General features: G+C 72.2%; 15 protein-coding genes and 2 pseudogenes. 6 read left to right on the top strand and 11 right to left on the bottom strand.

Features of this window, described 5'->3' with window-relative positions; genetic code table 11:
• Position 1 precedes the first annotated feature (1 nt).
• The 5 genes and pseudogenes from ID554_RS32030 to ID554_RS33265 form a co-directional block, all read right to left on the bottom strand.
• On the bottom strand, positions 2 to 145 hold the full coding sequence (locus tag ID554_RS32030) for a hypothetical protein (protein WP_199489182.1): 144 nt from the start codon (positions 143 to 145) through the stop codon (positions 2 to 4).
• Between the two features lie 130 nt (positions 146 to 275).
• The gene (gene brig1, locus ID554_RS26140) at positions 276 to 1,064 is read right to left on the bottom strand and encodes an anti-phage DNA glycosylase Brig1 (protein ID WP_117228140.1); all 789 of its coding nucleotides are present in this window, start codon (positions 1,062 to 1,064) and stop codon (positions 276 to 278) included.
• 50 nt (positions 1,065 to 1,114) lie between these two features.
• Positions 1,115 to 2,068, bottom strand: a complete 954-nt coding sequence (locus ID554_RS26135) for a DUF559 domain-containing protein (protein ID WP_117228201.1) — start codon at positions 2,066 to 2,068, stop codon at positions 1,115 to 1,117.
• Positions 2,069 to 2,306: 238 nt separating this feature from the next.
• Entirely contained in the window at positions 2,307 to 5,924 is a 3,618-nt protein-coding gene (gene pglW / locus ID554_RS26130) for a BREX system serine/threonine kinase PglW (protein WP_199489183.1), read from the bottom strand.
• A gap of 418 nt (positions 5,925 to 6,342) precedes the next feature.
• Positions 6,343 to 6,726 (bottom strand): annotated as a pseudogene (locus tag ID554_RS33265) (NERD domain-containing protein); the annotation flags it as partial.
• A 115-nt stretch (positions 6,727 to 6,841) separates the two neighbouring features.
• Here ID554_RS33265 and ID554_RS26125 point away from each other — a divergent pair.
• A complete protein-coding gene (locus ID554_RS26125; protein ID WP_117228141.1) occupies positions 6,842 to 7,615 on the top strand; it encodes an HD domain-containing protein in 774 nt (257 codons plus the stop codon).
• Between the two features lie 103 nt (positions 7,616 to 7,718).
• On the opposite strand, the gene ID554_RS26120 is transcribed toward ID554_RS26125, so the two are convergent.
• Complete coding sequence (locus ID554_RS26120; protein ID WP_223884257.1) at positions 7,719 to 8,297, bottom strand: hypothetical protein; 579 nt, start codon at positions 8,295 to 8,297, stop codon at positions 7,719 to 7,721.
• Between the two features lie 147 nt (positions 8,298 to 8,444).
• On the opposite strand from ID554_RS26120, the gene ID554_RS26115 reads away from it, so the two are divergent.
• Positions 8,445 to 9,242, top strand: coding sequence for an SAM-dependent methyltransferase (locus ID554_RS26115; protein WP_117228142.1), 798 nt, complete (start codon positions 8,445 to 8,447; stop codon positions 9,240 to 9,242).
• Between the two features lie 67 nt (positions 9,243 to 9,309).
• Here the strand turns inward: ID554_RS26115 and ID554_RS26110 are convergent, their stop codons facing one another.
• Positions 9,310 to 9,969: a DUF4184 family protein gene (locus ID554_RS26110; RefSeq protein WP_117228143.1), complete on the bottom strand. Its 660-nt coding sequence runs from the start codon at positions 9,967 to 9,969 to the stop codon at positions 9,310 to 9,312.
• 235 nt (positions 9,970 to 10,204) lie between these two features.
• Here ID554_RS26110 and ID554_RS26105 point away from each other — a divergent pair, with 235 nt between their 5' ends.
• The 3 genes and pseudogenes from ID554_RS26105 to ID554_RS33260 form a co-directional block, all read left to right on the top strand.
• The gene (locus ID554_RS26105) at positions 10,205 to 11,419 is read left to right on the top strand and encodes a S8 family peptidase (protein WP_117228144.1); all 1,215 of its coding nucleotides are present in this window, start codon (positions 10,205 to 10,207) and stop codon (positions 11,417 to 11,419) included.
• 91 nt (positions 11,420 to 11,510) lie between these two features.
• Entirely contained in the window at positions 11,511 to 11,816 is a 306-nt protein-coding gene (locus ID554_RS26100; RefSeq protein WP_117228145.1) for a sensor histidine kinase, read from the top strand.
• Between the two features lie 62 nt (positions 11,817 to 11,878).
• A pseudogene (locus ID554_RS33260) lies at positions 11,879 to 11,998 on the top strand (response regulator transcription factor); the annotation flags it as partial.
• Between the two features lie 203 nt (positions 11,999 to 12,201).
• Here ID554_RS33260 and ID554_RS26090 read toward each other — a convergent pair.
• From ID554_RS26090 to ID554_RS26075, 4 genes are all read right to left on the bottom strand, one after another.
• Positions 12,202 to 12,732 carry an AAA family ATPase gene (locus tag ID554_RS26090; RefSeq protein ID WP_117228146.1) on the bottom strand — a complete coding sequence of 177 codons (531 nt, stop codon included), beginning with the start codon at positions 12,730 to 12,732 and terminating at the stop codon, positions 12,202 to 12,204.
• Positions 12,733 to 12,900: 168 nt separating this feature from the next.
• Positions 12,901 to 13,779 (bottom strand): hypothetical protein, encoded by an 879-nt coding sequence (locus ID554_RS26085; RefSeq protein ID WP_117228147.1) that lies wholly within the window; start codon positions 13,777 to 13,779, stop codon positions 12,901 to 12,903.
• A gap of 148 nt (positions 13,780 to 13,927) precedes the next feature.
• Positions 13,928 to 14,656: a DUF2470 domain-containing protein gene (locus ID554_RS26080; protein WP_117228148.1), complete on the bottom strand. Its 729-nt coding sequence runs from the start codon at positions 14,654 to 14,656 to the stop codon at positions 13,928 to 13,930.
• A gap of 36 nt (positions 14,657 to 14,692) precedes the next feature.
• On the bottom strand, positions 14,693 to 15,412 hold the full coding sequence (locus ID554_RS26075; RefSeq protein ID WP_223884256.1) for a DUF2470 domain-containing protein: 720 nt from the start codon (positions 15,410 to 15,412) through the stop codon (positions 14,693 to 14,695).
• A 47-nt stretch (positions 15,413 to 15,459) separates the two neighbouring features.
• Between ID554_RS26075 and rpsD the strand changes: the two genes are divergently transcribed.
• Complete coding sequence (rpsD, locus tag ID554_RS26070) at positions 15,460 to 16,068, top strand: 30S ribosomal protein S4 (protein WP_117228150.1); 609 nt, start codon at positions 15,460 to 15,462, stop codon at positions 16,066 to 16,068.
• Position 16,069 lies beyond the last annotated feature (1 nt).

Below are 16,069 nucleotides of genomic sequence, written 5' to 3'. Positions count from 1 at the left end.
CCTACCGGACCGATACGGCAGCGTCGATCCGGTGGACCGCCCAGGCGAAGGCGTGCTGGAAGTCAGCCTCCGAGTGGAACACCCTCCGCTTGGCCCGCAACTCCTCCATCACGGAGTCCAACGACACCGCTCCCGCGATTCGCACCCGCGCCCTCCCCTGTCCCACCGGTCCGACCACAATGGTCCGGCCACGACGATCCGGATGGACATGGTGACCGAACGCAGCCACGCTACGGAACAACCGATCAGGCAGGGGCCTCCACCAACCGCACCGGTCAGCCTCGACTGAGCGCCTCGCGGAGCACGATGGTCTCCTTCGCACTCGGCGGCCCGGCCGCAGCCGCGTGCCATTCGACCACGAGCCGTTGGCCGGACGGCAGTGCATACAGGCGTACCGCCCGGCTCGGCACCACTGATCCGTAGTCGACGCCGCCGGCACCCAGCCTGCCCAACTCCGGCAGCCCGAGCGCCTGAGCGACGCCGTCCCACGGCCGACCGAACGCGAAGACATCCTGCACCGGCAGCTCCGCGATCGGCTGCCACACGAACTCCTCGATGATACGCGGAGGCGGTTTCAGCGGGGCGGTGATGGCTTTCGAGTGCCACGGGTAGCACTCGAAGATCAAGAGGTCACGGTGGTCAGCCGCCGGGTCCTGGAGCCAGCGCCGGGTGAACTCCAGGCGGGCGCAGTAGTACTTGTTACGCCCCATCTCCTCGGGCAGTGTCCACGGCGGCCGGTTGTAGGGGCAGGTGGTGGCCCACGTGCTGTACGCGCCGAGCTGCCTGATCTCCTCGGCGAAGATGCCGTCCCGTCCCTGGAAGCGGGGCCGGAACTCACCAGGGTTCAGACCGAGCACCACCATCCGCGGCGTGTGCTCCAGACCGAGCAGGTCACCGTGGTACGGCTCCGGGAAACCCGCTCGGGTCACCTCGCCAGGTCCGGCACCCACGTAGGAGTCGAACCATTCCTCGATCTGCTGCGGCAGGTGGTCGTCACCGCCGAGCCACGCCTCGACATGGGCATCCCAGAAGGCCGCGACGCGCTGCTGCGCGGAGGTCGCCATGGCCGAGACGGTAGCGACATCGCACGGACAGAGCCAGAGGGCTCCGGGGATCATCGTGGCCGTCGGCTGGCCAGGATGGCGAGGGTTTCCCGGCGTACCGCCTCCGGCTCGAACACGAGCCGACGATGCGCGAAACGGACTACCAGGATGCCGAGCGCTGCCAATTGGGCGTCGCGGCGCAGATCGATCTCGCGCTGTCGTGGATCGCCGTGGGTGGTGGCACCGTCGAGTTCGATGTTGACGCGTTCCGGTTCGGCGTAGAGGTCGAGGTAGACGTTGCGGCGGCCGAGCTGGATTCGCACCTGCCGCTGGAACGTCGGCATGCCCGGGCCGGTGAACACCCGCTCGTGTCCCCAGATCTCCAACGGGCTGCGGCAGCCCTGGGCAAGCCGGGTCAGCAGGGTGCTGAGCACTGCTCGGCCGGGCACCCGCGTCGTGCCGTCGAGCGCAGCTTGCAGCCGCTCAGGCGTGGTCAGCCGGTTGTTGACCGCGCTGATCATCGGCGTCCGTTGCTCGCTCCGGGGCAGCATCGGCCAGGAGTCGAGCAGGGCACGCTCGATGGTGGTCACCGGCAGGCCCTGACGTATCCACGACGCCGGTGGGGCGATGCTGAGGTGACGGCGTCGGTGAACCCGCACTCCGGGCCAGCTTCGCAGGCCGCAGGCAACCGGCGTGCTCACGTGCAGCAGGTCTCCGGGCAGTTGTCGGCGCAGCCCCCACACGTCGAGGGCGGTGAGGTGGCTGAGTGCGCCGCGCCCGCCCACCCAGGCGGCGACCGCGCGGCGGCCGAGGGTGGGGCCGATCCGGGTGAGCGGCGAGGTGGCGGCGCGTTCGATTCGGGCATTGAGCAGGTGCGCTGCCGCGAACACCTCGGGGAGCACCCGCACCAGGTCGCCGTTGGCGCACGCCCGTTGCAGAATCCACGCTGGCACGACCTGCTCGACGACGGATCGGGTCACCAGCCCTCGGCCTCGCTCCACGAGTTCCGCCAACACCGCATCCACGCCACCGACCGTGCCGCCCAACGCCACGGTCCCGCAACGACGAAGCGCCACACCTGTGGACGAGGAAGCCGCTGTGGACAACCCCCACCGCCCACCATGATCTGCTATGGCGCGTGCATCTCGCGGGCGTCATCGTGGCGGTGTGGCTGTTCACGCGTCGGCGTGTCGAGCAGCTACACCGCCACGATCGTAGGAACCGCCAGGGTCGGGGCGCAGCCACGATCGGGCAGGGGAGCTGTCAGGCCGGGGCTGTGCTGCGGTGGGCGTTGACGGCCCAGGCGTCGGGAAGGGCGATCCATTCGTTGTCGCCCACCGGGACCACCGCGCCGTCCAGCTTGGGCAGCGTGCCCGGGTCCTCCATCGGGCAGAGCAGCCACAACTCCCCTGCCCCGCCGCGTGCCGCGTCCGCCAGGTCGTGGAGCCGCTCCATCGCCCGGTAGCGCGCCAGCATCGCCGCGTCGTGCAGCAGCACCGGTCCGGCGTCGGCGCGCAACTCGGCGTGCAGCAACGGCACCGCCAGGTGCCACGCCTGCTCGACGTACTCGCCGAGCTTGATGGCGCTCCGGGAACCCGCCTCGGCGACGTCCGCGCCCAGCACCGTCTCCCAGGTGGGCTTCGGCCGGGCGTCGACCAGGCCGCGCAGCTCACGCAGGAACACCGCCGCCACGTTGACCGGCCGGGCGTCGAAGCGTCGGGCCAGTTCCTGGCGGGCCAGCGCGTACCGGTTGAGGCGTACCGTCAGCGCGCGGAATCCTCCGGCGGACCTGGCGCCGGTCAGTCGCTCCTCGGCCCGCATCGCCGCCGCCAGCTCCGGAGATTCGGCGGCCCAGTGGCTCGGTGCGTTCGTGGCCGAGGGGCGACGTTGGACGATCGACATCGACGACGAGCCGGCGCGCGGTGGTGGCGGGACGTAGCGGTCGCGATTCCAGCGCAGCTCGAAGCCGGCCTCGGCGAGCAGCCGGTCCAACTTCGGATGCGGCGGCAGCGATGCCTCCAGTTCGGGGAACCGGGCGGTAACCCGCTGGACGACCTGCTCCGGGGTCAGACCCCGCTGTCCCTCGGGGCTGGCCGCCGGTGGCACCACGCCGGCCTGGGCGAGCCGCAGCGCGCGGACCGGGTCGAGGTTGCGCGGGTACAGCTCCAGCCGGGCGGTCGCGGCGGCCCGCTCGGAGGCCACGGCGGCGAGCAGCACCCGTCGCCGGTCGTCGATCGCGTCGGCCGCGCCGCCGGGCGCGGTCACCGCCGCGAGGGTACGCAGCACCGTCGCCGCGCTGGGCAGCACCTCGCTGGCGGCGAGCTTGTCGGCCGCCTTGCCGAGCGCGTCGGCGTAGTCGAGCAGGGCCGGCGCGGCCGGGGTGTCCGGGGCGTCGTCCTCGCCCGCTTCGAGCGCCACGAGCAGCCGGTCACCATGCGGGTGCGGTTTGCCGTCGATGTCGGCCCGGGCGTGTCGTCGCAGCAGCAGACGCGGCTCGTCCTCCAGTGCGTCGACCTCGACCGCCGCCCGCACGGCGGCGACCGCCACCGCGAGCCGCAACTCGTCGCCGGTACGCACCGATCCACGGCTGACGAGCAGGGCCGCCGCCAGCTCGGCCACCCCCATCACCCGTCCACCGTCGCGCAACAACTCGATGACCTGGGTACGCAGGCTGCCCACCACCGGCAGGTCGTGCCACCGCCTGCGCTGCTTGCCGAGGATCTGCGCGATCCGTCCGGCGCTGACCCCGACGGCGGTGGCGACCTGTGGCTGCTGCGGCCAGAGCTGCAACGCGGGCAGCGTGCCGGTGGCGTCCGGCAGGTTCAGCAGCAGCCGGGTGGCCTCCACCTCGGCGGCGTTGCGGCCGTTGTTGCCCGGTACGAGCAGGGTGGCGATCGCGTCGAGGCCCACGCGTACCAGGTCGGTGTCGCCGCTCGGCCCGCTGGTCTCGCCGGCGACCTCGACGGTGGCCGCCTTGCGGGCGGCGCCCGAGGTCGGCACGGTCTCGCGCTCCCCCAGCCGGGTACGCCACTCCTTGACCCGGCGCTGCAACTCCTTGCGTGTCTTCGCGCCGAGGCCGGGCAGCGTGGCGAAGGTGTTGTTGCCGACGGCCAGCAGCTCGCCGACGGTGGTGGCATCGACCCGGTGGGCGGCGGAGACCGCCCGGGGGGTGAGCCCGGCAGCCTCCAGGGCGGTGGCGCGGGTGGCCTTGCCGGCAGCCTCCTCGCGGGCCTTCTCGGCGGCCCTCTCGTCCGGCTCCTCGGTCTCGATCTCCGGGTGCTCGGTGCCGACCGGGGTGCTCGCGTCGGAACGGCGGAACACCTGCTGCCAGGCGTCGCGCAGGTCCTTGAGGGTGGCGAACCGGCGACGCCGGTCACGGTGCAGCGCCTCGTGGAAGAAGTCCACCAGTCCGTCGCGGATCGCCGGGTCGAACGCCTCGGCAGCCAACACCGGTGGACCCTCGGTGAGCTGCGGCTCGGTGCCGCCGTCGCCCCAGACCGGCAGCTCGCCAGAGGCCATCTCGTGCAGGGTCACCGCGAGGGCGTACCACTCGGCGTGCTTGTCGTAGACCTGCCGGCTCGCCGTGCCGAGGAACGGGTCAAGGTAGCGCGGGGTGCCGGCGGCCAACTCCTTGACGGAGACACCGGCCAGGGAGAAGTCGAAGAGCACCAACTGGCGGGTGCGGTTGGGGCGTACCCGGATGGCGATGTTGTCCGGCTTGATGTCCCGGTGGTAGACGCCCTCGCCCTCCAGGTAGTCGAGGGCACCGAACAGGTAGTCGCTGTAGGTCTCCAGCTCGTCGACGGTGAGCCGGCCGTCGTCGCGGAGCTTGCGGGCCAGCGTCAGCTCACCGGCGTGTTCGAGGACGATCACCGTACGGCCGGCGATCTGCAGCGGCTCCGGCCGGGCCAGCCGGATCACCCGGGAGTCGGTCAACGGGCGCAGGACCCGGGCCTCGTGGGCGAGCCGAGCCCCCTTCTCGTCGGAGAGACCGACCTTGAGCACCTCGTCCCTGCCGGTGCGCTCGTTGTGGGCGAGGAAGGCCCGGCAGGTCGACCCGGTGCCCAACCGCTTCCTGACCGTCCATTCGTCGACCCGCTCGCCGCCGCGCGCCTCCAGCGGGTCGACGTCCTCCGGTTCGGCCGCCGCCGGATGCACGGAGGCCAGCGGCGGGGCGGTCAGTTCCTCCTCGACCACCTGGAGCATCTCGACGAAGTCGGTGACGGTGGTGAGGCGTTGGGCCGGGATGGGAGCGGTGGCGGCCTGGATCAGCTCGTCGGCGAACTCGGTGATCCCGTCAGCCACCGACGAGGCGCGCAGACCGTTGTCGCGGGCGATCCGCGACAACAACTCCTGCCGCTTCGCCGCGGGCGGCTGCCCGGTGAGGATCAGATACGCCAGGACACCGAGCCCGAACACGTCCATCGCGACCGGGTCCGACTCCGGAGCCAGGTACGCCTCGGCCGACAACTCGATGTGCGAGGACGCGTGCGACGAGGGCGCGACCGGGTCGGCGCTGCTGCCCCCGACCGACTCGGTGGCTCGGGTGGCCGCCTGCCAGTCGCTGATCTGCACCTGAGGGACCAGCCAGGCTTCCTCGTCGCTTCCGCCCCGACGCCTGCGCCCCGGCGCGACCAGGACACTGCGGGCGGAGAGGGCACGGTGGTGCAGGCGACGGCCGTGGGCGTATGCCACCGCCTCGGCGAGCTGTCGGATCATCGCCAGGCGGGTCAGCGGGTCGAGCTTCTCGCCGTACTGGGTGATGTAGTGGTCCAGCCGCATCGACCTCGGGTCGTGGCGGAAGATCAGGGCGGGTCCGGCCTCGTGCGACTCCATCGAGTCGACCCGGACGATGCCCGGGTGGTTGATGCCGTGCAGCACCCGTCATCTCACGTTTGGCGGCCCGCTCGATGCTCGCCCGCTCGGCCTGCCCGGCGTTGCGTTCGACCAGATAGATGCGGATACGGCGGCGTTCCCGCTCCAGGTCACGGTGGCGGGCGTGGTGGTCCTGCCAGGTGGGCCCCAGGTCGAATGGTTTGGTCTCCAGCTCCCAGGAGCCGATCTGGTAGTGCTTGCGGCTGCGGGCGATACCGACCGCGCCGAGCAGATCGGGTAGTGCCCCGGACACCTCCTTGGTGACCCGGTACTTCTCGTCCTGCGGCGGACGCTGCAGGAGCGAGCCGATGGTCGGCAGCGGGCCGGGCTCGCGGCCGGGCGCCGGGTCAGGCCCGTAGATGCCGTGCAGGTGATGGTCGGAGAGCCCGATGTGCAGACCGGGCTTGGAGAGGAACACCGCCGCCTGCACGAACGGGATCTTGATCCGTGGCCCCTTGCGCTGTCCCGCCGCGACCTGGAGCAGCGATTTCAGCTTCTTGGCCTTGGCGTCCGCCAGGTGGAGCGGGTTGTCGAAGGTGCGGGTGCCACTGGGACCGTGCAGTAGCCAGTTGGACCCGCTGGAGGTGAGACGACCGTTCCAGCTCTTGATCTCGATCAGGTAGAGCCCGCCCGGCGCGGCGACGAGCAGATCCACCTCGTACGGGTGTCCGGTCTGCGCGGTGAAGGTGAAGTTCGACCAGGCGCGGTAGGGCTCGGTGTCCGGAAGCAGCGCCTGTACGTAGGCGAGGGCCTCCCGCTCGTGCGCGAACTGCGAGGGGGTGATCGTCGTCCACCGGCCTTCCTGCATGGGCAGATCCTATGCGGCACGGTGTCACAGACGAGGAGACCAGGCGGCGCGCCGGAGGGTTCGGGACGGACTGGCGGTCCCCCTGCGGGCGGGGATGATCGGCTATAAGGGACGGATGGAATTGCCACCGTACTTGGTCACCATGCCGATGCACGCGATCACCGAGATGCACGGCGAGGCCGGTCTGCGGGAGCGGTTCCGGCTGGAGATCCAGGTCTTCGACGACGACGGGCGGCGGCGGCTCGGTGAGGCGTTGGCGCTGGTCTCGCGGCTGCACCGGGACGACCGGCGGTCCCGGGAGCCGTACGTCAACCACCTGCTCCGGGTGGCCATCCGGATGGTGCACTACTACGAGGTGCGCGACGTGGACGTGATCGTCGCGGGGCTGCTGCACGACGCGGTGGAGGACCATCCGGTCGAGCTTGCCGGGTCGGGGGCCAAAGAACCGAGTGGGTCCGAACTAGCAGCGCCAGGGAAACCGAGAGCGTTCGACCAGACCGGGGCGGCGCTGGGGGTGCTCGCGGAGCGGTTCGGGCCCCGGGTGGCGCGGCTGGTGGCGGCGGTGACGAATCCGCCGTGGGATCCGGGGCGGGACCGCAACGCGCAGTACCACGAGCACGTCGCCGCCAGCCTGGAGCGGGAGCCGTGGGCGCGGGTCATCAAGATCTCCGACTTCACCGACAACGGCGTCGGGGTGATCCACTCGGTCGGGCCGAAGGTCGAGTCGTCAGCCCGCAAGTATCGTCCGATGGTGCCGGTCTATCGGGATCTCGTCACCCGCGCGGACACCCCGCTCTCCGCTGCGGTGCGGCGGCACATCCTCGACCAGCTCGACCTGGCCGAGGAACGCTTCAGCGCCATCCTCGACCAGCCCGCCCACCCGGCCTGACCGGCGCTCCGCTCCACACCGTTCCCGGCCCCCGCCCGGCCTGATCTGACCGGGCCAGGCGCCCGGCGCGCTGCACCACGACCACGGGGGCTGACCGCCGGCGTCACCGCGACCCGGCCGGTCGGTCGACGGGGGGCCGGGTCGCGGTGGGCGGGAGGTCCCGCTCGCGCAGGCGGCCCTCCAGCAGGGTGGCCTGGGCTACCGAGCCGCCTCCGACGCCCAGACCGCCCCGGGCCGCGTCGTAGAAGTGGTCACGCGCCTCGTTGGCCCGGTGCAGCAGTTCCGGCAGGTCGTCGGTGGGCGTACCCCGGGCGACGCGCTCGATCGCCCAGACCGCGTCGCGCCACGCCCGCGCGGCGGTCACCGTCGGGCCGTCGCCGAGCAGCAGCACGCTCTCCCAGGCCAGGGTGTGGCGGAAGTCGGCCTCGACGAGGTTGGCCAGTTCCCGCTCCCGGTCCACCTGCACTCCGCTCCGGCCGGGCAACAACCGGCCGGAGATGGCGTGCACCTCCTTGAGCACCCGCGCGAACTCGGCGTACGCGTCGAGCCGCCGCTCGTCCCAGCGCACTGTCTGGGTACGCCGCCAGCGGGACCGGTCGGCCAGCGAGGTGGCGACGATCGTGCCGACGGTGCCGATCAGCACACCGAGCAGGGCAGGCAACTGTGCGAGGAGGTTTCCCACCGCCCGAAGCCTGCCACCTGCCGGCAAGGCCGACGGGACTCCCGCCCGGGGCGGTATGGTCATCTTCGACAGTGGACGGACCCTGAGTACGATGTCGAGATCAACCGTAGGTCCGTCCCCCCGGACCCCGCTGACAGGAGCTCAGGAATGGCCAGCCCGGATCCCGACCTCGCCGCGAAGCTCCAGCCCGAGGTGCCGCATGCCGCGCGGATCTGGAACTACTGGATGGGCGGGAAGGACAACTTCCAGTCCGACCGGGCCGCCGGTGACGCCGTGGCGGAGGTCTACCCCGAGATCGTGGTGATGGCCCAGCAGTCGCGCACGTTCCTCATCCAGGCGGTGCGCTACCTCGCCGCCGAGGCGGGCGTCCGGCAGTTCCTCGACATCGGCACCGGCCTGCCCACCATGCAGAACACCCACGAGGTCGCCCAGGCGATCGCGCCCGACTCGCGCATCGTCTACGTCGACAACGACCCGATGGTGCTGGTCCACGCCCGCGCGCTGCTCTCCAGCACCACCTCCGAGGGCGTCACCACGTACGTGCCCGCCGACTACCACGACCCGGAGAAGATCCTCGCCGAGGCCGCCCAGACGCTGGACTTCGACCAGCCCGTCGCGGTGATGTACATGGGCGTGATGGGCTACGAGCCCGACCTGGACGTGATCCGCGCCATCGTCGGCCGGACCATGGAGGCCACCGCCTCCGGTAGCCACCTCGTGCTGTGGGACGGCACCGACACCAGCCCCGAGGGCGTCGCCGGGGCGGAGCGGCTGGCCCAGAGCGGCGGCGTGCCGTACATCCTGCGCAGCCCCGAGCAGCTCGGCACCTGCTTCGAGGGGCTGACGCTGGTCGAGCCGGGCCTGGTGCCGATCCCGCTGTGGCGGCCGGCGGACCCGGACGCGGTGGCGATCGACGCGTATGGTGCGGTGGGCCGCAAGCCCTGATCGTCGCCCGCCGCGCCGGCGCAGTGGGTGTCCTTCCTGCCCCTACCGCCACTGTTCCTGCTGCTCTTCACCGGCCTGTGCCTGTTCGCTCTGCCGTACGCCGCCAGACGCCGCGCCGCCCGCGCGAGCTGACCTTCACGGCCAGACCGCCGGCCAGCAACGCCAGACCGGCGACGTGGATCAGCCGCACGCCGGTCGGCGCGAGGAGGGTGGCGCCGGGAAGCGCCGCCACGCACGCCGCACCGGCGACGGCGACCAGCCCGGCGACACCCCAGAACAGGGTCGGCCGGCGGGCCGGGAGCGCGAGCCCGTCCGTCTCCCGCTCGCCGCGCCGACCGAGCCGGGCCGCGAGTACGACCGCCAGCGCGCTGCCGACGACGGTGCTCGTCAGGTCCGAGACGGTCCACCAGGCGACACCGGTGACCCGGGACCAGTCGATCCCGAACAGCACCCGCAACCAGTCGTCGGTGTGCGTGAGCCAGTCCCACCCGACGTGGCTCGCCGCACCGAGCACCGCCGCGTACGCCAATGCCACGGGAAGGCACCACCAGAACAGGGCGGGCCAGGTGTGGGTGTCGGCGAAGGTGCGGCCGTCCGGCCCGGCGGCCAGGTACGCGACGTCCGGGGCGACGGCACCGGTGCTCAGCGCCACGCCGTCGCACCACCGGGGCCGCCAGACCTTGAGCGCCAGCACCGGCGCGAGATGCGCGGGAAAGGTCAACGGCACCGCCGCAGCCTAGTCCCTCTGATCGTGGCGGTGTGACTGCTCGACACGCCGACGCGCGAACAGCCACACCGCCACGAGCAGACGTGGGTCGTCCTGCGGGGGCGGAGCGTCACCCGCGACCCAACTCGGTACCAATCCGTAACATCCACAGACTTATATGTCGACCCGCGCACCGATAGCCTCCTGTGACATCGAAGATCATCCACGACGGATGGTCTGCCCCCAAGGAGGCTCCGTGTCACAAGCACGCCTACCGCGTCGGCGTCGTGCCGTGCTCGCCGCCGGCATCACCGCGACCGCCGTCGTCACCAGCCTGCTCGCGCTGCCGCAACCCGCGATGGCCGCGGGCGGGCCGTTCCGGGCCGTCGCCGTCCCCGTCACCACCCCGCAGGCGGCCGGCGACGTCGCGGTGATCCCCGGCGCGTACGTCGTCACCCTGAAGCCCGGCGCCGACTCCACCGTGCCCGCCCGTGCGCTCAAGGCCGCCCCCTCGGCCTACTTCAGCCGTGCCGTGAACGGTTTCGCGGCCCGCCTCACCACCGCGCAGGTCGCCGAGCTGGCGCACAACGCCAACGTGCTGAGCATCGAGCGTGACGTGATCCAGTACGACGTGGTCGACGCCACCCAGACCAACCCGCCAGCCTGGGGCATCGACCGGATCGACCAGACCACCCTGCCGCTGTCGCGCAGCTACACCTACAACTCGACCGGCACCGGCGTGCACGCGTACGTGATCGACAGCGGCATCCAGGTTAACCACCCCGACTTCGGCGGTCGTGCCCAGTTCTCCTACAACGCCATCGACAGCAACAACACCGACTGCAACGGCCACGGCACGCACGTCGCCGGCACGATCGGCGGGACCAGCCACGGCGTCGCCAAGAACGTCCGGCTCTACGGGGTCAAGTGGCTGAACTGCTCCGGCGGCGGCACGCTCTCCGCAGCCGTCGGCGCGGTGGACTGGGTGACCCGCAACGCCAACAAGCCCGCCGTGGCCAACGCCTCCTGGAACTACACGTACAGCGCCAGCCTCGCCACCGCGCTGACGAACATGATGAACAGCGGCGTGTTCCTCGCCGCCTCCGCCGGCAACACCGGCGGCAACTCGTGCGACCGGTTGCCCCGCAACCTGACCGCCGCGCTGGTGGTCGCCGCCACCACCAACACCGACGCGCGGGCCAGCTACTCCTCCGTGGGGTCCTGCGTGGACATCTACGCCCCCGGCTCGGGCATCCGCTCGGCGTACCCGACGTCGACGACCGCCTCGCTCAACGGCACGTCGATGGCGACTCCGCACGCCGCCGGGGTGGCCGCCCTCTACAAGGCGACCTACGGCGACGCGAGCCAGGCGACGGTGCACAACTGGATCGTGGCCAACGGCACCAGCGGCGTGGTCACCGGCAGCCTCTCCGGCACCCCGAACCTGCTGCTCAACAAGAGGAACCTGTAACGGACCACCCGGAGCCCGGTGTGGTTCCTTCCCGGCTGGACGGTGGGGCACCGGGCAGTGCCACCTCCGGCACCAGACCGCGGCGGCCGAGGTGGCCGCCTACCGGATCGCGATGGAGGCGCTGAACAACGCCCGCCGGCACGCCCGGGCGACCCAGGTGCAGGTGCGGCTGCGGGTGGCCGGCAGTCGGCTGTGCCTGCAGATCCGCGACGACGGCCAGGGTCGCCGGCCCGACCGGCCGGACGGCGTGGGCATGCACTCGATGCGGGAACGGGCTGAGGAACTCGGCGGCGCCTTCGTCGTCACCTCGACACCGGGCGCCGGCACGCTGGTGGCCGCGACCCTGCTCACCGGCACGGAGGAGACCGATGGACCAGATCCGCACACTGCTGGTTGACGACCACGCGCCGTTCCGGGCCGGGTTGCGGGCGCTGCTCGCCACGAGCCCCGACATCGAAGGTGTGCGGCGAGGCGGCCAGCGGCGAGGAGGCGCTGGCCGTGCTCGCCCGGCTGCAACCCGACGTGGTGCTGCTCGACCTGACCATGCCGGGCATGGGCGGCATCGCGGCCACCGAGCGGATGATCCGGATGAGTCCGCACGTGCGGGTGCTGATCCTGTCGATGGCCGACGACGACGATCCGCAACCACGTCTCCAACATCTTCGCCAAGCTCCAGGGCGCCGACCGGGCGCAGGCCATCAGCGTGGCCCGCCAGCAGGGGCTCTGACCGGCGGGCGAGTCACCACGAGCGGGTCACGGCGGGCGGCAGGCCGGCGGGCGGGTCAGCGGGGCGGCAGGCCGGCGAGCCAGTTCTCCAGCGCCTGTGGGGTGTCGAACAGCAGCACCGGCGGCCCGGCCGGATCTTGCTGCCAGGCGCGCATCCGCGCGCGTTCGCGGGCGTACCCGGTGAGGTGCCAGACCAGGACGGAGTCCAGAGACAGCACGCTGCCCAGCGACTCGCGGTTGCCGTTGCAGAACTCCTCCCCCGTCCGGAGCCGGTCCCGGGTGCGGCGCAGCAGCCGCCGGAAGGAGAGCCCGCGCGGGTAGTCCAGCCCGATGACCAGGTCGGCACGGGCCAGCGGCACGTCCCGCCAGCCGTGGTACGCCCCGTCGAGGATCCACCGCTCGTGGCGGCAGATCGCCTCGATCCGGCTGCGCTGCAGCGCGATCGGCACCTCCACCCAGCCGGGTTCCCAGAGCAGGTCGTCGACCGGGTGCCAGGGCAGGCCGAGCCGGTGGGCCAACTGCTGCGCCAGGGTCGACTTGCCGGAGCCGTGCACCCCGTACACCAGGATGCGAGTCGGGCTGTTCATCGCGCGGCAGCCTACCGAGTGGTCCTCGCGCGGTCGACCGGCCCCTTGGCCCACCTTGGATCTTGGTACGGAACCGCCCCTGGAGGGGCACTTTCGTACCAAGATCCTGGTCGGCGCGAACAGTCCGCCGGGCGGCCGCGCCGGTGACCGGCCGCCCGGACAGGTCGGTCAGCGCTTGTTCGCGAGGTCGCCGCAGTCCGACTCCTCGGGCAGCAACGGCCGCAGGGTGACCTTCCACTGCTTGCCGTCGGAGGTCCACGGGGTCGCCGCGTTGGCGCTCGCGGCGGCGCCGAGCAGCGTCCGCACCTCGTCGCCGGTGACCGTCACGCAGCCCAGCCCCAGGTTCTTGCTCAGGGCGGTACCGGGCAGGGCCGGGCCTGGCCAGGCCACCTCGGGCTGCTCACCGACCTGGCGGTCGGCGACCCAGGGCTCGCCGACGGCCGCGACGGCGGTCGGCGCGTACGCGGCAGTGTCGCCCAGAGTGTCACCGAGCGGACCGGACGGGGCGGTCAGCGACTCGGCGAAGGCCCGCAGCTTGTCCCGGGCGGTCTGCTGGTCGGCGTTCAGGCCGCTGTCGGTGCCGGTCGCCTCGCCGAGCGCGTAGACCTCGGACTCCTCGACGCCCTTGTCACCCAGCAGGGTGAACCGGGTCGAGGCAGCGTCCGCGACCGGTGGGGTCCCGAGGTCCGCCCCGCCGCCGACGCCGGCCGCCCGGGCCTGCGCGACCAGACTCTCCACCTCCTCGGCGCTGATCGTGCGCACCTGGAGGTTGGGCAGGGCCGGGCCCGGATAGACGAGCGTGACCGGCCCCTCGGTGATCACCCGCCCGTCGCCGTAGACGCTGACCGCGGGCAGGCGGGTGGCCAGCATGGCCGGCGTGAGGAACCCGCCGACGTGGTCCATCCGGAACACCACGGTGTCCGCCGAGTAGGAACGCTCGGGAGAGCCCGCGTCTCCCGCGCCACCGACCTCCTGCTGGCCGCAGGCCGCCGAGGTCAGCAACAGCAGAGGAAGGACCGCCAGCCGCCCGCTTCGATGAATCTTCATACCGATCCGACGTGACCGGAGTCCGATCGGTTTCCACCAGACACCGATCCACCGCGAACGGTGTCCGGATCGGCCCCCGAGGGCCCGTCCTGACGGCGGGGTGGTGGAGCGCTCCGCCGGGCTACGGACGTGAGCGCAGCACGTCAGGTCAGTGGTGGTCGCAGGAGTGGAACAGCACCGGATGCAGCCGCTGCACCAGGTCCTCCTGCCCGGTCAGTGGCGGGGTGAAGCAGAGCCGGTAGCAGGCGGTCCCGCCGCTCGGGGTGGGTATCGACACCAGCAGGCCGTACCGGTCCAGCCGCAGCGGGCACGGCAGGCAGTCGGCGGGCAGGTCGACACCGGCGGCGACCAACTGCCGCCGCAGGAAGGGATAGAACTGCGTGCCGTGGTGGTCCACCAGGTCGACCAGGAGCGGTCGCTCCATCGCCGAGATCGGGTCGGGCGCGGCGGCCCGGTAGTCGGCGAGCCGTACCGGCAGGTCCCGGTCACGACCGGTGAGCATGATGCGCTTGGGCACCACCTCCACGATGACCGTGTCCGCACCGATGTCCAGCAGGTCCGGATCGGGCCGGGTGACCGCCACCGCGTCGGCGGCGGCGCGGGCGGCGGCTCCGGCCAGTGGGGTCGCCCGGCCACCGACGCGTAACCGGCCCCAGGTCGGCGAGAACGGCAACGGCGGCACGTCCGCGATGTGCACGAGCACCGAGCCGGTGGTGACCGCGAGCGGGTCGTCCCGGTGGCAGACCAGCAGGATGCGGCCGTCGGCGGCGGCACCGTGGCGTACGTCGGTCACCGTCGGCCCGCGGTACGCGACCACAGTGGCGAGCGTCGCGCTGCTGGCCAGGGTACGGGCGATCTCGGCGCTACTCGGTTGCATGGGCGGGCTCCGTTCGGGCGGGCGGCCGGGTCGAGGTCACGGGTGCGGGTGCGGGTGGACGCAACTGGGGCAGCCGGGCTCGACGCCGAGCAGTCGGGCCAGCCCCGCGCCGACGTCGTCCGGTCCGGCGAGCGGTTCGGCGAAGGCGAGCCGGACGTCCCGGTGGCCCTCGGGCACCTCCAGGCGCAGCACGATCCCGTGCCGGTCCAGCCGCAGCGGGTGGACCCGGCCGGCACCGGCCCGCCGGTCGGCCGGCACCAGGCGGGCCAGTCCGCCCAACGCCTCCGGGTGCGCGTCGTGCAGGTGACGCAGCAGGTCGGCCTCGTACGGGCCGAGCGGATCAGGATCGGCGGCGGCCAGGTCGTCCGGGTCGACGGCGGCGTCGCCGTCGGCGTCAACGAGGTCGGCGGTGGCGAGCGCGAGGACGGCGGTCACGTCGCCGCCGTCGAGGTCGTCCAGGGTGAGCCAGCCGGTGAGCGTGGCGCGGGACCGGACCCGGTGGCGGCCCGGGATCGGCGCCAGGTCGGTGATCTCGACCAGCGCCGGCGCCTCCCCCGTGTCGAGCAGGTGTCGGGCCAGCTCGGCGTGGGCGGGCAGCGCCACCCGGAGCTGCCCGTCGGCGTCGAGGGTGTGCCGTCCGATCAGGTCCGCGCGGTGGCGGGTCGTCCGCAGGCGCAGCGAATCCGCACCGGCGAGGAGCGTACGCAGTCGCTCGGCCGGTGTGGCGGTGGTCGCCGCCAGGGGTGCCTTGCTCAAAGCCCCACCTCCCATTAGGTTAGCCTCACCTTACTAGAGAGGTGATGATGAACCAGTCCCGCCCGAAGATCAAGCGCTCCCGCCGCCTCGGCATCCCGCTCACCCCCAAGTGCGTGCGGTACTTCGAGCGCCGGCCCTACCCACCCGGCGTGCACGGTCGGGCGCGGACCAAGGAGAGCGACTACAAGGTCCGGCTGCTGGAGAAGCAGCGCCTCAAGGCGCAGTACGACCTGCGGGAGAAGCAGCTCCGGCTGGCCTTCGAACGCGCCGTGGGCCGACCGGGCAAGACCGGCGAGGAACTGGTGATCGACCTCGAGACGCGGCTGGACGCCCTGGTCCTGCGGGCCGGTCTGGCCCGCACCATCTACCAGGCCCGCCAGGCCGTCACCCACGGTCACGTCAACGTCAACGGACGGCGGGTGGACCGCCCCTCGGCCCGGTTGCGTCCCGACGACGTGATCGCGGTACGGGAGGGCAGCCGCACCAAGACGCCGTTCGTGGTGGCCGCCGCCGGGGCGCACGCTCCGGCACGCACCGCCCCCTACCTCGACGTGGACCTGGCCGGGCTGACCGCGCGGCTGATCCGGTTGCCGCAGCGCGCCGAGGTGCCGGTGCTCTGCGACGAGCAACTGGTCGTCGAGTACTACTCCCGCTGAA

The sequence above is a fragment of the Micromonospora craniellae genome, from assembly GCF_014764405.1.
In the GTDB taxonomy this organism is placed as follows: domain Bacteria; phylum Actinomycetota; class Actinomycetes; order Mycobacteriales; family Micromonosporaceae; genus Micromonospora; species Micromonospora craniellae.
Note: the sequence above shows the minus strand (reverse complement) of the source record. Positions and strands in the feature narration are given on the sequence as shown.

What these genes read in the sequence shown, in the direction of transcription:
- brig1 (WP_117228140.1), bottom strand. Translation starts at nt 1,064, where the DNA reads ATGGCGACCTCCGCGCAGCAGCGCGTCGCGGCCTTCTGGGATGCCCAT.
- ID554_RS26125 (WP_117228141.1), top strand. Translation starts at nt 6,842, where the DNA reads ATGGAATTGCCACCGTACTTGGTCACCATGCCGATGCACGCGATCACC.
- ID554_RS26115 (WP_117228142.1), top strand. Translation starts at nt 8,445, where the DNA reads ATGGCCAGCCCGGATCCCGACCTCGCCGCGAAGCTCCAGCCCGAGGTG.
- ID554_RS26090 (WP_117228146.1), bottom strand. Translation starts at nt 12,732, where the DNA reads ATGAACAGCCCGACTCGCATCCTGGTGTACGGGGTGCACGGCTCCGGC.
- ID554_RS26085 (WP_117228147.1), bottom strand. Translation starts at nt 13,779, where the DNA reads ATGAAGATTCATCGAAGCGGGCGGCTGGCGGTCCTTCCTCTGCTGTTG.
- ID554_RS26080 (WP_117228148.1), bottom strand. Translation starts at nt 14,656, where the DNA reads ATGCAACCGAGTAGCGCCGAGATCGCCCGTACCCTGGCCAGCAGCGCG.
- rpsD (WP_117228150.1), top strand. Translation starts at nt 15,460, where the DNA reads ATGAACCAGTCCCGCCCGAAGATCAAGCGCTCCCGCCGCCTCGGCATC.